Here is a 20,061-nt window from a genome sequence, read left to right on the forward strand (position 1 = left end):
CGGGGCAGCCGGGCGGGGGTTACGGCCAGCCGCCGGGGCAGCCCCCGGGCGGCGGCGGTTACGGTCAGCCGCCGGGGCAATCGCCGGGCGGCGGCGGTTACGGTCAGCCGCCGGGTGGAGGCGGCTATGGCCCACCCCCTGGCGGCCCGCCTCCTGGCGGCGGGGGGTATGGCCCGCCTCCCGGGGGTGGCGGCTGGGGTCAGCCTCCCGGCGGCGGCGGCTGGGGGCAGCCTCCGGGTGGCGGGGCGTTCGGCGCGCCTCCTGGCGGTGGGGGCTACGGTCCGCCACCGGGCGGCGGCCCTTACGGTGCGCCCCCTGGCATGGGCGACACGACGTCGTGGGGAGCGGGAGATGCGGCGTCGTTCGGCTGGGAGCGCATGAAGCGCGACCCGGCGGTCATCATCGGCGCCGTGGCCGTCGTCGGGTTCGCGGCGAACCTCCCCAACATCATTGGCGGTGGCATCCAGGCGGCGCTCGCGAGCGACGCGCCCGCCGTGGGGTCGGGCATCCAGAGCCTGATGCAGTTCGTTGGCCTCGTGGTGGGCAGCTACTTCGCCGGAGGCCTGTCCAGTCTCCTCCTGAAGGTGGCGCGTGGACAGCCGTACTCGTTCAACGACATCCTCGGCGGCGGGCGGTGGTTCTTGTCCATCCTGGGTGCCCAGATCCTGACCTTCCTGGCCGTCGCCGTCGGCATGGTCTTCCTGTTCGTTCCCGGCGTCATCCTCGCGCTCGGCCTGAGCATGACGAACATGTGCATCGTCGATAAGAATCTGGGCGCCATCGACGCGATGAAGGAAAGCTGGCGAATCACGACCGGCCACAAGGGCGGCATCTTCGTCTATGCCTTGCTCGTCTTCGCGCTCGTGCTGGCGGGCTTGCTCGCCTGCTGCCTCGGCACGCTCGTGGCCGGACCGGTCGCTGCCATCGGTTACACGTACATCTACCTGCGCCTGACCGGCCAGCCCACCGCAAGCTGAGCCCCCGGCGGCTCGCGTCCGCGCCTTCCCGGGCCTGGTCCACGCTCCTCCAGCGCTGCCACCGTCGATGATCGGAATGCCGGACCGGCGCCGTCCGGACTGAACGACCCATCTCCGCATCACCCGAGATCATCCAAGCTCGTCGCTGGCTGGTACTGCGAAGGCAGGCAGGCCTGAGGAGCCCCTGTCCGTCGCGACGCTGGAGGGCGCAAGCTGCCTCTGGTCCGGGAGATTTACTCGATCTCCACGCAGATGGAATCACCGAGCTCGCGAGAGTCGGTCGCGCGGAAGCCGCAACCGTAGCCTGGACCGTCAATGGAGCCCCCTCCAGCGATCCTCGCAATCCCCCAGTACCCGACGTGAGTGCATATCTCAGCCGAGTAGGCGGAGACGGTCGCGAAATCCACGTGCTCGAAGCCTTCCAGGCACTGACCTCCGCCTCTCACTGCCGCAAAGGTGGTCTCGCCGATGTCAAAGAGCTCGTAGTTGGGTTTGCAGAGTATGTAGTCGAGCTCGCGGGTATCTTCAGCATTATGCTGGCAGTTGTTCCACGGGCCATCCATCGAGTTCCCGTCTGCGATACGAAAGACTCCTGAATAGGGGAGTTCATTGCAGCCGGTGAATGCAAACGTCCAGAAGGCGTCGGCTATGGTCAACGGTGTGTATCCTGCGGGGCAAGTTTCTCCCTCGTATACTCCGAACTCCACCGCCTGAGCTTCAGCGGGGGCGCTCAGCGAGATGCCTCCGACGACAAGGCTGCAAATCAGGGCGCGCATGGGCTTCATGTGAGAGATGTATTTCATTTGTTCGCCAATATGTTGTTATGATGAGTTATGTTTCCAGGCCAAGCGCGTGGTCGAGCGCAGGGGTTCATCTGTGCATCCTGGTCACGCCGCGAGGTGCGTTGTGGGCTCCGCAGTGGAGAGCCCGTCCCGTGCTTCATCGGCCAGCGCGGAGGCATCATTCTCAAAAGCGGAAACGCTGTCAACGTCTGAGCGAGTGTGTCGTTTTGATGGATATCTATGGTTGAAGTGGAAATGGCAGTCTGATCCCAGTCACCCGGTCAGTAGAACAGGCCTTGCCTTCGGTTGGACTCTGGACTTCGCTCGTGGGTCCCAGAGCTCGGCGAGGCGCGTGCCGCTCGCGACGTCGTCTCCCTTCACCCGCAGCCCGAGGTCCGGAGACAGGCGCATCCGACCCGCCCCACGACCGCGCCAGGATCATGTCCAGAGTATGCGGCGACACGGTGGGCGACGCCAGACAGCGGGCTGGAACGGCGGCGTTCGAGAAATGAAACAGTGCTATCGCTGCTGCGGGGAGTCGCGCCGGGAAGCGAACCGCCAAGACGAAGAGGGCGCCAAGAAACCAGGGGATCGAGAGGGGGAATGCAGGGACAGCCCTTGGGTCGCGGGGCCATGTCGGCTTCAAGCGGCGCCTCCGTTGCTTCTGCTGGACCGGATGCGGTGCAACTTTGCGCTGTGGGCGAAGTCTCCGGCGGCGTACGGCGTGCGGCGTGCTGGTGCAGCCTGGACGCCGATCAAGTTGCCTGCTCCCTGTGATGATGAAAACTCATGCTCCTGTGCGTCCTGGCGCGGCCCACGCTCAGCAGCGCTACGCGAGCGCGCCGCGGCGTGTTTCGGTCGGACCTTGTCGCTGCTTCATCGCGTCCCGTTGCGCTCGCGACGCACGAAGAACCGCTCGATCGCGTCGAGCACCTGCAAGGCGCCGCGCGCCTCGGCGACGAGCTGGCGGTCGTCTTGCGTCTTCGCGTAGAGCTGAGCATCGAGCACGGCGCTCCACAGGCGCTCGCGGTTCCACGGCCGGACGGGGAACGGGAGGAGCGCCAGAGCCGCCTCGGCGATGGCGCTGAGGTCGGCCTCGGTCAGCACGACGTCCGTCAGGATCGGGGTGGGCGGCCTCGGCAGCTTCCTGCGGGCGCGTCTCCGCTTGGCTCGGTCGTTCATCGGCGCCTCCGGAGCTGGAGGGCCAGCGCCTCACGGGCGAGGCGGAGTCGGCTCGCCGCGGTCCCCGGGCGCATGCCGCTGGCCTTGGCGAACGCGACGAGCGAGCGGGGGTCGTCGACCGCGAGCAGGAGGTCGCGCTGCCAGGGCTTCAGCCTCTCGAAGGCCCGCAGCGTCTCGCGCGCGGCGACCTGCGCTTCGAGGCTCGGGCCGACGGGCTCGCGCAGCAACCCGAGCGGCTGCGCGTGGAGCACGGCACGGCGCACCCACGCGCTCCCGAGGTAGTGCCCGGTCTTGCGCCACGCGATGCCGTAGAGCCACGCGCGGAGCGCCTTGCGGGCGTCCTGCGCCAAGTCCGGCCGGTACATGCCGCGCTGCACGGACCGCCAGGCGCCGAGCAAGATGCCTTGCTCCACGTCGGCGCGGTCGCGCTGCGGCACGCCGCTCGCGATGAGCACGGCGACGATCACGGACCGCTCCGCGAGGATCGCCTCCATGCTCGGATGGGCCGCAGGATGCCGCCTCGCGAGCTCCTCATGCTCGGCACCCGCGCCGCGGCTGGTTTCGGTGCTGGACCGCCGTGATCGGCGGTGAAGGAAGCGATCGGGTTGATGGGTGGGGCTGTCGACGGACAGCGCGATCTCTTGGCCCTTTTCGGGCTGCGGACGTAACTTGCCCATGTCGGACCTCGTTCCTCGGGGTTCCGGCCACGCTCCCCGGTCGGTTGCCGCCGACGCGGGGAGCACTTTTTGGTGGTCCGTAGAGGCTACGCACAGGCCCTGCAGGCCGTCAACGAAATACAGACGATCGTCTGTTAATCCAACAAGACCGCGGCGCTACGTCTGCGAACGTGAGTAGCGCCCGAGTCAACACGGTGCTGAGGTACGTCGCGGCGAACGTCCGACGGATTCGGCTCAAGCGCGACATGACTCAAGAGGCGCTGGCCGAAGCCGCCGACCTCCATCTGACCTTCATTCAGCGCATCGAAGCCGGTCGGGTGAACCCGAGTGTTGGTGTTCTCGTCCAGCTCGCTGATGCGCTTGAGGTATCCCCAGGGCTCTTGCTCCGCCCGGCAACGATGCCAGAGGTAAAACGAGGTCGTCCGCGGAAGGCGCCGACAGGATAGGCGCCTTTCGTTCACGGTCGCCGCTGGTACCGCCGCGCGTCGCTCTCCGCTCCGAGCCGAGATAGCGCTGCAACGGCGTCGTCGTCGGACATGCCTGACTGCCCCGACATGATACGGGCGAGCTTCTCGCTGACGGTGAGCCCGGCGAGCGGCAAGGCGTGGCCGACGAGCGGAGCGTGCTCGGCGCGCTCCGCTTGCTCGGCGCGCTCGGCGTACTCCTTCGCGAGCGCGCCATGAGCTTGCGGCCGATCTTCAAGCTCGCGAAGGCGCCCGCGGCGGCCGCACAACGGAAGGTCGTCGGCCCAGTCGGCGACGTCTTCCCGTCGTGAGGCGCCGCCGGTTTCGCGGGCAGCATTCTCGTTCGCGACATCGCGCATCGAGTCCACCAAGTAGCGGGCGATGGTCGCGAATGCTTTGGACAGTTCATCCTGGGCAACAGGCTTTCTCAATGACACCTCCGAGGAACAGCACGATCCAGACGAGCGTCGCGGCACGGTCCTGCGGCGCGCCCGACGCAACGACCCGAGGCTCACGACGGGTGCCAGTTTGCAGCCTCATGGGGCCACCTGACGGCGTTTTTTGCAGGGTCATGGGGCCACCCCAAACGCAGCAGGATGGGGCCACCCGCGCGGGGGCGTGACCCAGTTTTTTGCAGGGTCATGGGGCCAGCTTCCACGGCTTTTTGCAGGGTCATGGGGCCAGCTCGGGACGCCGCGGTCGGGATCTGAGACGGGCTCCTCCCGACGACGGCGCGGGTCGCCGTCGGCAGGAGGCCCATGTCCTACCGAGAGCTGATCATGGTTGACATCAAGGAAATGCTTCGCCGTCGTGCGGCGGGGCAGAGCGCGCGTCACGTGGCGCGCGAGACGGGGTTCGACCGCAAGACCGTCGGCAGGTACTTCGCGGCTGCAGCAACGCTGCCACTGCCACGTGACCACGAGCCGACAGACGAGGAGATCCACGAAATCGCCCAGCGCGTGCAGTCGCGCCCGGTGCCCGACGCGAGCGAGGAGTGGAAGCAGCTCGCCGCGCATCGCGCGAGCATCGCGGCCTGGCTCGCCCAGAATCGGCCGCTGAAGCTGCAGAAGATCCACACGCTGCTCAAGCGCGACCGGGGCGTCACTGCAAGCTACGACACGCTCCGGCGCTTCGCCATGGAGGAGCTCGCGTGGCGCAAGAAGACGCCGACGGTTCGTGTCGCTGACACGGAGCCCGGCGAGGTCGCGCAGATCGACTTCGGCCTCATGGGCAGGCTGTTCGACCCCGCGACGCAGCGGGTTCGCAACCTGTGGGTGCTCGTGGTGACGCTCGTGTACAGCCGCTACCAGTTCGTGTGGCCGTCGTTCGAGCAGACCACCACGGCGGTGTGCACGGGCTTGGATGCGGCGTGGAGGTTCTTCGGCGCGATGGCGCGAGTGATCCTCCCGGACAACATGAAAGCCATCGTGTCGCGCGCCGACGAGCTCGCCCCCGTGCTCGTGCCGGCCTTCCTCGACTACGCGCAGGCCCGCGGACTGTTCGTGGATGCCGCGCGTGTCAGGTCACCGAGGGACAAGGCGCGTGTCGAGAACCAGGTCGCGTACGTGCGTGAGAGCTGGTTCGACGGCGAGTCGTTCACGAGCCTCGACGACGCGCGCGCGTCCGCTGAGCGGTGGTGTCGCGACGTCGCCGGCGCGCGCGTCCATGGCACGACGCGCGAGGTGCCGCGCGAGGTGTTCGAGTCGCGCGAGAGGAGCGCCATGAAGCCGGCTCCGGTAGCGCCCTTCGACGTGCCGCACTGGACCGACGCGAAGGTGCACCCCGATCATCACGTGCAGGTCCTCCGGTCGCTCTACAGCGTGCCCACGCGCCACGTCGGCAGCACCGTGCGCGTTCGCGCCGACCGCGCGTCGGTGAGGATCTACGCGGGCACGGAGCTCGTGAAGGTGCACGCGCGCGTCACGCCGGGCAAGCGCTCCACCGATCCGAGCGATTACCCAGTGGGCAAGGATGTTGCGGCGGTGCGCGACGTGGCTTCGCTCATCACCAGCGCGAAGAAGTGTGGAGTACACGTTGGCATCTACGCCGAGCGACTGCTCGCGGTGCCGCTACCCTGGACGCGCATGCGGCTCGTCTATGCGCTCCTGCGTCTGTGCAAGAAGTTCGGCAACGGCCGCGTCGAGGCGATCTGCCAGAGCGCGCTCGCGTTCGATGTCGTCGACGTGCAGCGCGTGGCACGCATGCTCGAGACGGCGAAGGCGCCAGCGTCGCCATCGACGGGTGAGCGGACGGTCATTCCGCTGCCCACGCCGCGGTTCGCGCGCAGCACGGAGCACTTCGCGACGCGCGCACCGGCGGCGACCGCGACGAAGGAGGAGTCGTGATGAGCTCGAACGAAGTCGACCCTGCTCTCGTCACGGTGCTCAAGCGCCTGCGCCTCGGCCGCCTCGCGACGACGTTGCGCGAGCGCATCCTGCTCGCCGAGAAGCAGTCGATGGGACACGAGGAGCTGTTGCTGATGCTGTTGACCGACGAGGTCGCGCGCCGCGACGCGAGCGCGACGGACAACCGCGTCCGCGTCGCCGGGCTCGATCCCAACATGCGCATCGAGCTCTGGGACAAGACCGCGAAGGTCAGCTTCGACAAGCGTCTGCTCGGTGGGCTCACGAGCCTGGGCTTCCTCGAAGAGCACAAGCACGTCGTCATCCTCGGCTCGGTCGGTGTGGGGAAGACCTATCTCGCGAATGCGCTCGGTCACCTTGCGTGCAAGCACGGCTACAGCGTGCGCTTCCTGCGCGCCGACGCGATGCTGCGCACGCTGCGCCAGAGCAGGCTCGACAACTCTCGCGACGCCGAGATGGTCGCGCTCACAACCGTCGACCTGCTCATCCTCGACGACTTCGCGCTCGAGGCCATGAACAAGGAAGAGAGCCGCGACGTGTACCAGCTCTTCCTCGAGCGCACGGGCAACGCTTCGATGATCGTCACGAGCAACCGCGACACGGCCGAGTGGCTTGCGATGTTCGACGACGTGCTGCTCGCGCAGAGCGCCATCGACAGGTTCAAGAACGCTGCGTTCGACTTCATCATCGAGGGCGAATCGTACAGGCCACGGCTCAAGCCGAAGCTTGACGAGAGCAACGCAGCCGCGCCGGCACCCGCGCGCAGCAAGCTGCCCACCCATCCACGCAGCAAGCGACGATGACAGCTGCGGCCTCGGCGAGGACGTCGATCCCGGGGCCGCGCCTCTGACCCCGCTGCTCCCCTTGTCATGCCTCGCCCACCGTCGCTGACGTGAACGCGGGCGCCGCCGGGGGCAGGATCAGCACGTCATGCTTGTCAAGGTCGCGGGACGGCCGGCGCCAGGTCCTAACAGGGCGACTCGGGGTGGCCCCATGACCCTGCAACAAAGAGAGACGTCGCCGGTCGCTTCGCGCCCGGCTCCGGCAACCTCGACGCGCTTCGCGGTCTCGGGCATGCTCAAGACCGATCACGTCGTCTCCCCCTGGCCCCATGACCCTGCAACGGGGTGGCCCCATGACCCTGCAACGTGGCAGACGGGTCCGGACACGCGCCCCTCCTGGCCGACGGCAACAGCCGACGCGGCCAGGCGACCGAAGACGAACGGGGGCGACTGGGCGCCCTCGGCTCAGGAGCCGTCAGCGCCTGACGCCGGTCAGGCTCCGGCGCTAGTCATACGCTCCGGCGCCCTGCCGGTCGACGCTGCATCCGAGTGCGACCGGAACCGCGCCACGAGGGCGAGCTGCGGCCAGGGCGAGGCACCGCGCCACCTTCGACCGTGAAGCCGGGCGGGGATCGAAGGAGGCTCCTTCCTTAAATCATGGGGCTCGAGATCGAAGGTGGTGTGATTCGTTGCGATGCAGAGCCCTGGGGTCCAGCGGCTCGGTCGAGGGGCCCACGTTCCGCGTCTTGGCCAGCCGATGCCGCGCCGGCCGCGCGATCTGGAGCACGCATACGAGGACGGGCTGAGCGGCGGGACGCCCCGCTGCCGCCGACCGTGATGTCGGGCAGGGGCCGACAGGGGCCCTCTCCCTAGATCATGGAGATCGAGGGTCCTGTGATCATTTGCAGGGCAGAGAGCGCGTGTGATTACATTATGGACGGAAGCGCAGGCGCTGGGGGCAGCATGCACGGGGTCAACGCCGCCGCCGTGGCGCGCTGGAGGGCAGAGGACGGCCTCGTTCACTGTCAGCATTCAGGGAGCCGAGCGCGTGGATGAACGGGGGCGACGGGTGACGCGGGGGCACAGAGCTCCACCGTGGGCACCAGGCCGGCGGAGCCGCCCCCGGGTCCGTGTCGGTGTGTTGTGCTGGTGCAGCCCAGACCTGAGTGATACCGAGCGAGCAGCCATGGCTGCGCGGGGGGGTGCAGGCGGCGGGGGCCCCGCGCTGTCGGTCGGGCGCCCACCCTAGCCGCGGCCACCAGCCAGACGGACTGCTCTTGACACGGGACGGTGTCTCCGCTGGTCTTGTAGAGCGGGATGGCCATGCGGGTAGCTGGAACGGAGGCGAGAACACAGAGTGTCAGAGACCGGCCGCATGGCTCACGACCCGATTGGCAGAGCGGAACACGACTTGAGCAGTCAAGAATCCCGCGCTCGGACCCCGTACCTGTCCCTCAACTGCGCGACGCGCAGCGCACGTCAAGGGTTCGGACCTATTAGGATTTTCGCGGAGCAGACCCTTGACGTGAGCCCGCACAGCGCCCGCCTCATCGCGGGGTGCAAGCGGGGGTTTGCCCATGATCCGTTCTGCCGGACCGGGTGCGATCCGAATGGGCGGTCCCTGAAACCAGAGAGATGGCGCCATGCTCCAGGGCGAAGCGGTGCGCTCACCCTCACCATTCCTTGTAGATTTAACTCGGACGGAGCTTGCTCGCCCTGCTCTCTTTCGCCACGTGCGTGCGCAACCACTTGCTAACGAAGAGCTCTAGGAACGGATGAACAACACCTGGGAACTTTCGAAACTCGATACCGTAACATTCGAGCACCTTGTAAACGCTCTGGCCCTCAAAGTCCTCGGTGCAGGCGTGACTGGCTTCGGACCTGGAGCAGATGCCGGGAGAGATGGCTACTTTGAAGGCAAGGCGCCTTACCCAAGCGTTTCACAGTCATGGAAAGGCATATGGTACATCCAGTCCAAGTTTCATTCACCAAACCTCACAAAGGATGCGCAGGCGTGGGTTCTTGAACAACTCAAGTTGGAGTTAGAGAAATTTCGTGACCCGCGCAGCGGACGCCAATGGCCGGATAACTGGATCTTTGCAACAAATGTCGACATCTCTGCTGGTAAAAATGGTGCCTTTGATAAAGCCAGAAAGCTTGTTGCCTCAGCACAACCTGAGCTTGCAAAACGATTCCACATCTGGGGCGGAAAGAAGATCGTTGACTTCCTCGGTCAGAATCAAGCGGTGGCAATCCGATACGGTCACTTTCTCACACCAGGGCATGTGCTATCTGCTCTGATTGAGAACCTAAATGACGATCGGGCCACAGTTGAGCAAATTGTACGCGCACTCGTTCTACAGGGTATCAAAGACCACAGGCGGACGAGGATCGAGCAAGCGGGATCCCGAGAAGATCAGCCCCCTGGAATAGAAACGCTTTTCGTCGATTTACCATTCATTGATCCTAAGCGTAAGATTAGTGGTGACGCATTAGAAACGCTTACTCATGCGGCCGCGCAATGTCATCGTTCCGATGAGACATATAAGTGGGATGACGAATGGCATCGTTGGCGAAGCCACCCCAGGCGCGCAGCTGTCTGGTTCGTTCGCGCGGGCCCAGGTAGGGGCAAGTCCACGATCGGCCAATTCTTCTGTCAGGTTCAGCGTGCGGCACTCCTTGCATATGACCCGACCTTCAAACGACGGCCAGAGGTTGATGAGATCGTTAACCAGGTACAAATGGCCGCGGAGAAACTCGGGGTATGGCCAAAGTATCCTAGAATTCCAATTTGGGTAGAGCTGAAGTCCTATGCTGCGTGGTTCGCCGAGCAACCGACGAGGGATCCAAAAGGCGTCCTAAGTTGGCTCGCTGCTGATCTCCGGCGAACTATCGAACTCAAAGTTCCAGTAGGAACGATCCAGCGAGCGCTGCGCCAGCGAAGCTGGGCTGTGGTTTTTGACGGCCTTGACGAGGTACCTTCAATCATTAAGGACGACATCGCCCACGAGGTTGTTCGGTTCGTTGAAGAATCGTCATTAGACTCAGATTTGATGACGTTGTGCACGTCACGACCGCAAGGTTATTCAGGACAGTTTGATGCGCTCGGAGGCGCGGTTGTCGAGCTCATTGATCTCGACCCTGATCGCGCACTCGAGTGTGCGAACCGAGTAGCTCGCATCGGTCGTACCGAGACTGAAGCAGATGCGGCACGCGCAGTACTCGAGGGATCGCTTCGCACCCCTGCTGTACGAGAAATCATGACAACGCCCTTGCAAGCCCATATCATGGCTGTGCTTGTGCGCAACGGCGCCCGTCCTCCCGAGCGGAAGTGGGATCTGTACGACTCCTTCTACAAAGTGATTAGAGAACGGGAGGCGAACCGGGATCTTCCAGACCCTAGGCTGAGAGCGCTGTTGCAGGGCGATCCACGAATCATCGATGGTGTGCATCAGCGTCTCGGCTTTCTTCTTCATGCCAAGGCTGAGACGGCTGCTGGAGCGGAAGCTAGTCTATCAAAATCAGAATTTAGGAAGCTAGTTCGGAATGTTGTTCAGCACTTCGGCACCCCTGGCGATCTGGACCATATGGTAGATGTAGTATTGCTTGCGGCGACCGACCGTTTGGTGCTGATTAACACGCCTGACAACGGATCCCACGTTCGTTTTGATGTACGAGCAATTCAGGAATTCTTTGCTGCTGAATTTATGTATGAGGATGTCGAGTCGCAGGAACTTCGTGCGCGATTGGAGGTTATTGCTGGCGATTCACATTGGCGTGAGGTCGTCCAGTTTTTGCTGGGTGCACTTGTCTCTACACGGCGACGCACTGAGCGAACGATCGCGTTCGACGTCCTCCGGTCGCTTGACCAGGGTCGAGACGAAATCGCACATCGTCCATTAGCCAGGCTGCTAGGCGTGGGAGCCATGCACGCCGCGTTGCTACTCATAAATGGTGTAGCGGAGAACGATCAGCAGATCAGAACACAACTGCGCGATGTACTTGAGCCGATCTCGGTTACCGGTGACTGGAGCGTCCTACGATCGATGCGAGGGCTACAAAGTACCCAAACTCTTGCATGGCTGTGGGGTTGGGCGAAGGAGCAGGCCCGGACTAAATCGAGCACAGAAGTGCAAGGCGCGGTAAGCATGTTGGCCTTGCTTTGCCACAAAAATCAACCTGACGAGGCAGATGTAATCGCATTCGGATCCTCTCTGCCAACGGACATTCTGGCACAGTTTGTTGATGAATTGTTGATTCAGCGGCAGATGGATGACAATAAGCTAAAAGAATGGGAACGGCGTATTGTCGGGATTCTCTTTGATCGCGAAGATCTTATTAGAAAGGCCCCGGGCTTTGTGGGGCGGGTCATCGGAGAAAACACGACTGCACGAGAGTCGTCGCTCCGCAATGGAGTAATGAAAAAAGTTGGTTCTATTGCTAGAGTCGATGGCATATTCAGGGTTCGCATCCAGGGATACGGAGTGCTCGTGGTTAACACCATTTCTCTGTCTTCGACAGGGCGGGAGATTCTGACAAAATATTCGCGAACGGGCAAAGGTGCCACTCCTCTTCTTCGTTGGCTGACTAGATTGATGGCGTCGTCCGTTGCTCCCACAGTGGCGGGTGCACGGGAACTTCTTGCCGAGGTCGGTGACACTTGGTACCCGATAGACGTGTTGCCCGATGAACTTACTCGTGGAATTCCGATACCGGTAGCGACGTGGGACCTGAGGCCGGATGCTTTTGCGGATCTTCTCGACGGGATGACGGACGATGAGTTTGCGTCAGGTCTTGCGAGTCGCTGTGTTGCCGGGGTAATACTGTCGAATTCAGGAACAAACGTATCAATTGTTAAAACTGGCAATTATCTGGAGAATGCGGATCGGCTTGCGTTCGCTCACCCAGAGATATTCCTGCGATATGTTGCATTTGCTTTCCGATCAAATGCGCAGCCTGATGAGCGGGTGCGCAATCTTGCGATACGTACTCTTGTTCAGAGACCCGAGTATGTGTCATGTGTTCATGCGCAACATTTGTTGCAGTTGCTTGAAAATGCGGATCCTGTGTTTCGACAAGTGCTATTGCAAACGGGTCCAAAGGTTCGCCTGGAATGCTTGTGGGGAGAAACCAAGGCTCCCAGCGTTGACATAAGCATGCCCAACGATCGTGGTCTGATCGTGCTGATGACGAATGCCATACTCTCGGAAATATTGATGAGAATCGATGGTCGCGCTGGCTTGTCTGCTGGTGGTACAGTCGATGAGTCTAGCTCGTCGCGAGAGAGTACCGCTCGTGTCTTTCCCGACCTTGTTTCGTTGCTTTCTGTTGCCGAAGAACCCACGGCATCGCTCGACATGCGATCCAGCGGCGTCTTGCTTGCTGCGCTGCACCCGAGCGGGGGTTTTGACATTCTCCTGAGATACAAGGGGCAACTAATCGCGTGGGCTGCCAGCGGCGTTGCGGTAGCTCCTGCTGTTGCGCTAATTGTCGAAGCAATTCATGCAGCCGAACGGCCTGAGATGTCCGGGCTTCTGTCGGCCCTTCTCGATGCTGATCCTGTTCACCGCTATTCCCACGTTCTTGTTATGGTAGTTCATCGCTGGCGCGAACGCTCACGCGCGCCTGTGACGGCTGGGCGTCATATCGATGTTTGGATGAGTTGATCGTTGCTGTCGATGGGTCCTTTGCTTCGAGCGCATGTGAGTAGTAACAAGAATGTAATCACGGGGTTCGGCGTCACCGCTTGAGCATGGCAGCGAGGCGCTTCCGCCCTCGGCGAAGCCGCCCGCAGGCGGCCCCAAGAGGCATCCCGCGGCTTCGAGCGACCTCTGACACCTGCTCCCCGCTCGCCGACGAGGATCAGCACCTACCGCTCCCGGGGCTCCACCACCCAGAGCAGGTCCAGGAAGGCGCGCGCCGCCGAGCGACGGGCCCCGGTCGGTGACCTGGGCCAGCGGATCGGAGACGGAGACGTCGCGGCGGCATTACGCCTTCTCGTGGCACCTCCGGCCTGGTGGACGCCTATAGCGTCCAGCGCGGCCGCGGTGGCGTTCAGGATGGATTCGAGATCGCGCGCGCCGGGCGCTGGCGAGGTCGACGACTGGCGCTACCCGCGGTCCCGCCTGCGTGGCGCTGAGGAACTCTGAGAGGGTGCGAGCGGCGATCTGCGCGGTCGCGAGGTCGCCCGCGGCGTGGGCAGCGGTGATGGTGTGCGTGAGGGTCGCGACGAGCGTCTGGCGCGGGCTGCTCACCACAGCCGTGGCCGGGGATGCTGCGGTCGTGACGGGACTCGCCGGAGCCGGTTCCTGCCCGGGCGCTGAGGGCACCGCCGGAAGCGTCACGGAATCGTCCGGCCGACCAGCGATCGCGGGGTTAGCGCCCACGATCGGCGGGTGGCCGCTGCCCTTGACCCCCTCAAAACCCACGCAAGCCGCCCGATTGCGCCGCTCCGCTCCCCCGCGCCGCGGGACGAACAGGCTCTCCTCGGCCGGGCAACTCGGCTCCACCTCCCGTCCCGCGCCGCAGAATCCCACATTCCGCCCCCCATCGAGCCCCCCGCTCCCCGCCCCCTCCTGTCCACGGCCGCTCCTCGCCGCGATCCCCCCTTTGTGACCCATGAATCCACGCCAGCGTCCGGCGCCTCCGTACCCTCTCTAAGGCCCGCGCCAGGTCAGATACCTACCGTGAGACAAAGCTCCTTGGATCGGATTGCGAGCCTCAAGACCGCATGTTAATCGGTGCCCCTCGGAGACTCCAGCGCAGCGAGGCGCGGAGCCGGGGGGAACATCGCGCGGCGCGCGGACGCTCTGTCCGCCGCGCCGTCCTGCGCCGCCCGCTCGCGAGGTGCTCTCTCGCGCCGCCCGCTGCTCGTCCAGACCGGAACGGAGCATGATATGCCTGACCATGTCCTGATCACAGGGGGCGCCGGATTCATCGGCTCCCACCTCGCCGACGAGCTCCTGCGCGCAGGGCACCGCGTCCGCGCCCTCGATAACCTCGTACCCCAGGTCCACGGCCCCGACCGGCGCCGGCCGGCCCACCTCGACCCGGCCGTCGAGCTCCTTGTCGGCGATGTCCGCGACCGCGACGCCGTGAGGCGCGCCCTCCGGGGCGTCGACGCGGTCGTCCACCTCGCCGCCGCGGTGGGCGTCGGACAGAGCATGTACCGCGTCGAGCGGTACACGTCCGTCAACGCCGTCGGCACCGCCGTGCTCACCGAGGCCCTCGCCGAGCAGCCCGTGCGAAGGCTCGTGATCGCCTCCAGCATGAGCGTCTACGGAGAAGGCCTCTACCGCCGGCAGAGCGGCGAGCTCGTCGCCCCGCGGAGCCGGCCCGTCGAGCAGCTGAAGCGCGGCGCCTTCGAGGTCTGCGCCGCGGACGGCGAGGCGCTCGTCCCCGTGCCGACGCCCGAGGACAAGATACCTGCCCTCGACTCCGTCTACGCGCTGTCCAAGTACGATCAAGAGCGGCTCTGCTTCATCGCCGGTCGCGCCTACGGCATCCCCGCCGTCGCGCTCCGCCTCTTCAACGTGTACGGCCCGCGCCAGGCGCTCTCCAACCCCTACACGGGCGCGCTCGCCATCTTCGCCGCGCGCCTGCTCAACAACCGTCCTCCGCTCGTCTTCGAGGACGGGCTCCAGCAGCGCGACTTCGTGAGCGTGCACGACGTCGCCGAGGCCTGCGTCAAGGCGCTCGCCGAGGACACCGCCGCCGCCGGCAAGGTGCTCAACATCGGCACCGGCCGCCCGCGCTCGATCCGCGACGTCGCCGAGGCGCTCTGCAAGGCGCTCGGCAAGCCCGAGATCGAGCCCGAGATCACCGGCCGGTGCCGCGTGGGGGACGTCCGGCACTGCTTCGCCGACACCCGCGAGGCGCGGCGCGTCCTCGGGTTCACGCCGTCCGTCCCGTTCGAGCGCGGGCTCCTCGAGCTCGCCGGCTGGATCGACGGGCAGATCGCGCGCGACGGCGCCGCCCAGGCGCGCGCCGAGCTCGAGGCGAGGGGGCTCTCGCTGTGACGCCGCCCGTCCTCATCACCGGCGGGGCCGGCTTCATCGGATCGAGCCTCGCCGATCGCCTCCTCCGCGAGGGGGAGCCGGTCCTCGTGCTCGACAACCTCTCGCGCGCGTTCGTCGAGCGGAACGTCGAGCTCCTCCGGCAGCGCCACGGCGCCGGCGTGGAGATCCTCCTGTGCGACATCCGCGACGCGCAGGCCGTGAGCGACGCCGTGCGGCGCGCCTCGTTCGTCTTTCACCTCGCCGCGCAGGTCGCCGTCACGCGGAGCATCTCGGACCCGGCGCTCGACTTCGAGGTGAACGCGCGCGGCACGCTCAACGTGCTCGAGGCGCTCCGGCGGCTCGACCGCCCGCCGCCGCTCCTCTTCGCCTCGACGAGCAAGGTCTACGGCGCGCTGCCCCACCTCGCGCTCGAGCGGCACGAGGACCGGGTGCGACCCCTCTGCGAGCGCGCGCGCGACCACGGCATCTCCGAGGCGCAGCCGCTCGATTTCCAGAGCCCCCACGCGTGCTCCAAGGGCGCCGCCGACCAGTACGTCCTCGATTACGCCCGCACCTTCGGCCTCGACGCCGCGGTGCTCCGGATGAGCTGCATCTACGGCCCCCGGCAGTTCGGCAGCGAGGACCAGGGGTGGATCGCCCACTTCGTCGGGCGCGCCATCCGCCGCGATCCGATCACCCTCCACGGCGACGGGCTGCAGGTCCGCGACGCGCTGTTCATCGAGGATCTCGTCGACGCCTTGCTGCTCGCGCGGCGCGAGCTCAAGCCCGCGTCGGGCTGCGCCTTCAACCTCGGGGGCGGCCCGGAGCGGGCGGTGAGCCTCGTCGAGCTGCTCGACCTCATCGCCGAGCTCGACGTCGAGGGGCGCCGCCCCGCCGTCTCGCTCGCCGCGCGGCGGCCGGGCGACCCGCCGTACTACGTCTCCGACTGCCGCGCCTTCCAGGCGCTCACCGGCTGGGCGCCGCGCGTCGCCCTCCGCGACGGGCTGCGCGCGCTCTATCAATGGCGCCTCGGGGTCGAGGAGCGCCTCGGGGCCGTCTACGCGGACGCGCCCGCGTCCGCCCGGCTGGGCCGCCTGGACCGGCGGCTGGGGGTCGCCTCGTGAAGGTCGCGCTTGTCAACCCGCCCTGGAGCTTCGACGGCAGCGTCTACCTCGGCTGCCGTGAGCCGCACCTGCCGCTCGAGCTCGGCTACGCGAAGGCGCTGCTCGAGCGCGCCGGCCACGAGGCCGCCCTCGTCGACGCCCAGGCGCGCGGGATCGACCTCGACGCCGTGCGCGCCGAGATCGCCGCGTTTCGCCCGGACATCACGGCGATCACCACGGCGCCGAGCTACCTCCTCTGGCGCTGCCCGCCGCCCGAGCTGCGCGTCCCCATGGCGGCGGCGGCCGCGCTGCGGGGCCACGGCGGCCTCCTCGTCGCGGTCGGGCCCCACGGCTCCACAACGCCCCGCGCGGCGCTCCGCAAGCTCGGCGTGGACGTCGTCGTCCTCGGCGAGTGCGAGGAGATCCTCGTCATGCTCGCGGGCGCGACCGGATCGCGCTTCTGGCAGATCCCGTCGATCGCCTACCGCAGGAACGGCATCGATCATGTGCAGGGCGGCCCCTACGCCGCCTGCGCGAGGACGCTGCCGGCGCTGCGGTGGGACGCCGCGACGATCGCGCGGCACGTCCACCACCACCACCGCTTCGACGCCGTGCCCGAGGGGCCGAGCGCCGAGATGGAGACCTCGCGCGGCTGCCCCCACCGCGGCGCCTCCTGCGCGAAGGAGAGCGCGCGCGACACGCTCCGGAAGCGCCCGCTCGAGACGGTGCTCGACGAACTCGACGCGCTCCTCGCCCAGGGCGTCCGCCACGTCTACTTCATCGACGAGGTGTTCCCGCCCGACAGGGCCCTCCTCGAGGCGCTCTGCGCGCGGGACGTCGTGTTCGGCGTCCAGCTCAGGATCGACGGCTGGTCGCGCGAGATGCTCGATCTCCTCGGCCGCGCGGGCTGCGTCTCGATCGAGGCCGGCGTCGAGAGCGCCTCGAACCAGGGGAGGGGCACGCTCGCCAGGCGGTGCAGCGCCTCGCCCGAGGAGATCACCGCGCTGCTCGTCCACGCCCGGCGGAGCGTGCCCTTCGTGCAGGCGAACCTGAGCCACGCCGGCGAAGGCGACCCGGCCGATGCGGCGGCGTGGCGGCAGCGCCTCCTCGGGCTCGGCGTGTGGGCGAACGAGCCCGTCCCGAGCTTCCCGTACCCCGGCTCTCCGGCGTACGCCCGGCGGTGGGGCGCGCCCGACGACGGCGCCTGGGAGCGTGCGCACGCCCATTACGTCGCCGAGCACCGGGCGTTCGGCGAACTGCAGGACAGCCGGCCGTTGCCGCTCACGGAGCTCGAGCATGGCGCGCGGTGACGGCGGCCTCTCCGGCGCGGCGGCGCTCCGGCCGCGGCCTGACCGCGTGCTGATGACGGCCGACACGCAGGGCGGCGTGTGGACCCACGCGCTCGAGCTCGCCGCGGCGCTCTCGCGCGCCGGCGTGGCCACGGCGCTCGCGGTCATGGGCGGGCCGCTGTCGCCCGGGGCGCGCGCGGCCGCGGCCGCGATCCCGGGGCTCGAGCTCGTCGAGAGCGCCTACCGGCTCGAGTGGATGGATGACCCGTGGGACGACGTCGCGGCCGCGGGGGGCTGGCTGCTCGACCTGGAGGAGCGGACGCGGCCCGACCTCGTCCACCTGAACGGGTACTGCCACGCGGCCCTGCCGTTCCGGGCGCCCCGCGTCGTCGTGGCGCACGCCTGCCTGCTGTCGTGGTGGCGCGCCGTCCACCGCCGGCCGGCGCCGGTCCGCTACGATCGCTACCGCGCGCGGGTCGCGGAGGGGCTCCGCGCCGCCGAGGCCGTCGTCGCGCCGAGCGCGTCCATGCTGAGCGCCCTCGCGGGCGAGTACGGCGCGCTCGGCCTCGGGCGCGGCCACGTCATCCCGCACGCGCGCGACAGGCGGCGGTTCCTGCCGGGGGCGAAGGAGCGGTTCGTCTTCGCGGCCGGCCGGCTCTGGGACGAGGCCAAGAACCTCGCGGCCCTCGAGAAGGTCGCGCCCCACCTCCCGTGGCCCGTGCTCGTGGCCGGGAGCGACGTCGCGTCGGGCGGCGTCGGCCGCCGCGCCGGGGAGAGCCTCTGCTCGCTCGGCTGGATGAGCGAAGGCGAACTCGCGTGGTGGATGGGGCGCGCCGCGATCTACGCCTTCCCGGCGCGGTACGCGCCGTTCGGCATGTCGGTCCTCGAGGCGGGCCTCTCCGGCTGCGCGCTCGTGCTCGGCGACCTGCCCAGCCTGCGCGAGGTCTGGGGCGACGCCGCCGTCTACGTCCCCGCGGACGATCCGGGCGCGCTCCTCGGCGCGCTCGCGCACCTCGTCCGGGACGTCGCGCGCCGCGAGGCGCTCGGCGCGCTCGCCCGCCGGCGCGCGGTGCGCTTCAGCCCGCGCGCGATGGCCCGCCGCTACCTCGAGGTCTACGCCGTCGCGCTCGCGGCCCGGCGGCCGGCCGCCTCCGAGGTCTGCCTTCCCTCGACGCCCACGCCCCGCGGGACACCATGCGAATAGCGCTCTTCTGCCACTCCCTGCTCTCCGACTGGGACCACGGGCACGCGCACTTCCTCCGCGGGATCGCGGCGGAGCTCGACGCGCGCGGCCACGACGTCCTCGCCTTCGAGCCGGCGGACGCCTTCAGCGCCGAGCGCCTCGTGGCCGCCCGCGGCCCGGCCGCGCTGCGCGAGGCCGCCGCCGTGTACCCCCGCCTCTGCCCGCGCCGCTATGCGCTCTCCACGCTGGACCTCGACGCCGCGCTCGCGGGCGTCGACGCCGTGCTCGTCCACGAGCGGAGCGACCCCGAGCTCGTGCGGCGCCTCGGCGAGCACCGCGCGCGCGCGGATCGGTATCGGCTGTTCTTCCATGACACGCACCACCGCCTGCTCACCGATCCGGCCGCGATCGTGCGGCGCGATCTCTCGGGGTACGACTGCGTGCTCGGCTTCGGAAAGAGCCTTTGCGATCTCTACCTGCGCCGCGGCGTCGCCCGGCGCGCCGTGGTGTGGCACGAGGCCGCCGACGCGCGCGTCTTCCGGCCGCTGCCGGGGGTCGAGAAGGAGCGCGATCTCGTGTGGATCGGCAACTGGGGGGACGGCGAGCGGGCGGCGGAGCTCCGCGAGTTCCTGATCGGGCCCGTGAAGGCGCTCGGGCTGCGCGCGCGCGTGCACGGGGTGGGTTATCCCGAGCACGCGCTCGCGGCGCTCGCGGACGCCGGCATCGAGCACGCCGGCTGGCTCCCCAACCACCGGGTCCCCGACGCCTTCGCGCGCGCGCGCGTCACGGTGCACGTCCCGCGGCGGCCGTACGCCGCGCTGCTCCCGGGCATCCCCACGATCCGGCCGTTCGAGGCGCTCGCGTGCGGGATCCCGCTCGTGAGCGCGCCGTGGACCGACGCCGAGCGCCTCTTCTCGCCCGGCCGCGACTACCTCGTCGCGCGCACCGGCGCGGAGATGACGGAGCACCTCCGCGCGCTCCTCGCGGACGCCGATTTCGCGCGCGGCGTCGCCGAGCACGGGCGCCGGACGGTGCTTTCGCGCCACACGTGCGCGCACCGCGCGGACACCCTGCTCGACCTCGTCGACGAGCTGCTCTTGCGGCCGTTCTACCGGCTCGCCGGCGACGAGGAGGAGGACGAGCTGGAGCGGAGCGGGGCGGCGTCCGGGGTTCGCCGCTGCGACCCGGCGCATCACCGGAGCCCGCCCGCGTGAGGCGCGGCGCGGGCGGGGGTCTCGGCGCTCCGCGAGGGGCGGGGTTGC

At 67.5% G+C, this 20,061-nt stretch carries 13 protein-coding genes and 1 pseudogene; 9 read left to right on the top strand and 5 right to left on the bottom strand.

The genetic code is table 11. The features are described 5' to 3' along the window. Positions 1 to 127: 127 nt before the first annotated feature. From WMF28_RS43055 to WMF28_RS43070, 4 genes and pseudogenes are all read right to left on the bottom strand, one after another. A pseudogene (locus WMF28_RS43055) lies at positions 128 to 298 on the bottom strand (hypothetical protein); the annotation flags it as partial. 912 nt (positions 299 to 1,210) lie between these two features. Beyond that, positions 1,211 to 1,780, bottom strand: a complete 570-nt coding sequence (locus WMF28_RS43060) for a hypothetical protein (protein WP_437599568.1) — start codon at positions 1,778 to 1,780, stop codon at positions 1,211 to 1,213. Positions 1,781 to 2,635: 855 nt separating this feature from the next. Beyond that, positions 2,636 to 2,941: a hypothetical protein gene (locus tag WMF28_RS43065; protein ID WP_437599569.1), complete on the bottom strand. Its 306-nt coding sequence runs from the start codon at positions 2,939 to 2,941 to the stop codon at positions 2,636 to 2,638. Then, positions 2,938 to 3,435 (bottom strand): RNA polymerase sigma factor, encoded by a 498-nt coding sequence (locus tag WMF28_RS43070; RefSeq protein ID WP_437599570.1) that lies wholly within the window; start codon positions 3,433 to 3,435, stop codon positions 2,938 to 2,940. The genes WMF28_RS43065 and WMF28_RS43070 overlap by 4 nt, the downstream gene beginning before the upstream one ends. Before the next feature lie 377 nt (positions 3,436 to 3,812). Between WMF28_RS43070 and WMF28_RS43075 the strand changes: the two genes are divergently transcribed. Next, entirely contained in the window at positions 3,813 to 4,064 is a 252-nt protein-coding gene (locus WMF28_RS43075) for a helix-turn-helix domain-containing protein (protein WP_437604374.1), read from the top strand. Between the two features lie 11 nt (positions 4,065 to 4,075). On the opposite strand, the gene WMF28_RS43080 is transcribed toward WMF28_RS43075, so the two are convergent. Further along, on the bottom strand, positions 4,076 to 4,513 hold the full coding sequence (locus tag WMF28_RS43080; RefSeq protein ID WP_437599571.1) for a hypothetical protein: 438 nt from the start codon (positions 4,511 to 4,513) through the stop codon (positions 4,076 to 4,078). Between the two features lie 348 nt (positions 4,514 to 4,861). On the opposite strand from WMF28_RS43080, the gene istA reads away from it, so the two are divergent. The 8 genes from istA to WMF28_RS43120 all read left to right on the top strand — a co-directional run bounded on the left by istA (position 4,862) and on the right by WMF28_RS43120 (position 20,013). Further along, positions 4,862 to 6,427 carry an IS21 family transposase gene (istA, locus tag WMF28_RS43085; RefSeq protein WP_437599572.1) on the top strand — a complete coding sequence of 522 codons (1,566 nt, stop codon included), beginning with the start codon at positions 4,862 to 4,864 and terminating at the stop codon, positions 6,425 to 6,427. Then, the gene (locus WMF28_RS43090; RefSeq protein WP_437599573.1) at positions 6,427 to 7,248 is read left to right on the top strand and encodes an ATP-binding protein; all 822 of its coding nucleotides are present in this window, start codon (positions 6,427 to 6,429) and stop codon (positions 7,246 to 7,248) included. The genes istA and WMF28_RS43090 overlap by 1 nt, the downstream gene beginning before the upstream one ends. Positions 7,249 to 9,002: 1,754 nt before the next feature. Further along, complete coding sequence (locus WMF28_RS43095; RefSeq protein ID WP_437599574.1) at positions 9,003 to 12,893, top strand: NACHT domain-containing protein; 3,891 nt, start codon at positions 9,003 to 9,005, stop codon at positions 12,891 to 12,893. A 1,230-nt stretch (positions 12,894 to 14,123) separates the two neighbouring features. Then, positions 14,124 to 15,245, top strand: a complete 1,122-nt coding sequence (locus tag WMF28_RS43100; protein WP_437599575.1) for an NAD-dependent epimerase/dehydratase family protein — start codon at positions 14,124 to 14,126, stop codon at positions 15,243 to 15,245. Further along, complete coding sequence (locus tag WMF28_RS43105) at positions 15,242 to 16,348, top strand: SDR family NAD(P)-dependent oxidoreductase (RefSeq protein ID WP_437599576.1); 1,107 nt, start codon at positions 15,242 to 15,244, stop codon at positions 16,346 to 16,348. Before WMF28_RS43100 ends, WMF28_RS43105 begins: the two co-directional genes overlap by 4 nt. Continuing rightward, the gene (locus tag WMF28_RS43110; protein WP_437599577.1) at positions 16,345 to 17,637 is read left to right on the top strand and encodes a TIGR04295 family B12-binding domain-containing radical SAM protein; all 1,293 of its coding nucleotides are present in this window, start codon (positions 16,345 to 16,347) and stop codon (positions 17,635 to 17,637) included. The genes WMF28_RS43105 and WMF28_RS43110 overlap by 4 nt, the downstream gene beginning before the upstream one ends. Further along, a complete protein-coding gene (locus tag WMF28_RS43115; RefSeq protein ID WP_437599578.1) occupies positions 17,624 to 18,820 on the top strand; it encodes a glycosyltransferase family 4 protein in 1,197 nt (398 codons plus the stop codon). The genes WMF28_RS43110 and WMF28_RS43115 overlap by 14 nt, the downstream gene beginning before the upstream one ends. Beyond that, positions 18,811 to 20,013 (top strand): CgeB family protein, encoded by a 1,203-nt coding sequence (locus WMF28_RS43120; RefSeq protein WP_437599579.1) that lies wholly within the window; start codon positions 18,811 to 18,813, stop codon positions 20,011 to 20,013. Before WMF28_RS43115 ends, WMF28_RS43120 begins: the two co-directional genes overlap by 10 nt. Positions 20,014 to 20,061 lie beyond the last annotated feature (48 nt).

This window comes from Sorangium sp. So ce590 (genome assembly GCF_051521365.1).
In the GTDB taxonomy this organism is placed as follows: Bacteria; Myxococcota_A; Polyangia; order Polyangiales; family Polyangiaceae; genus Sorangium.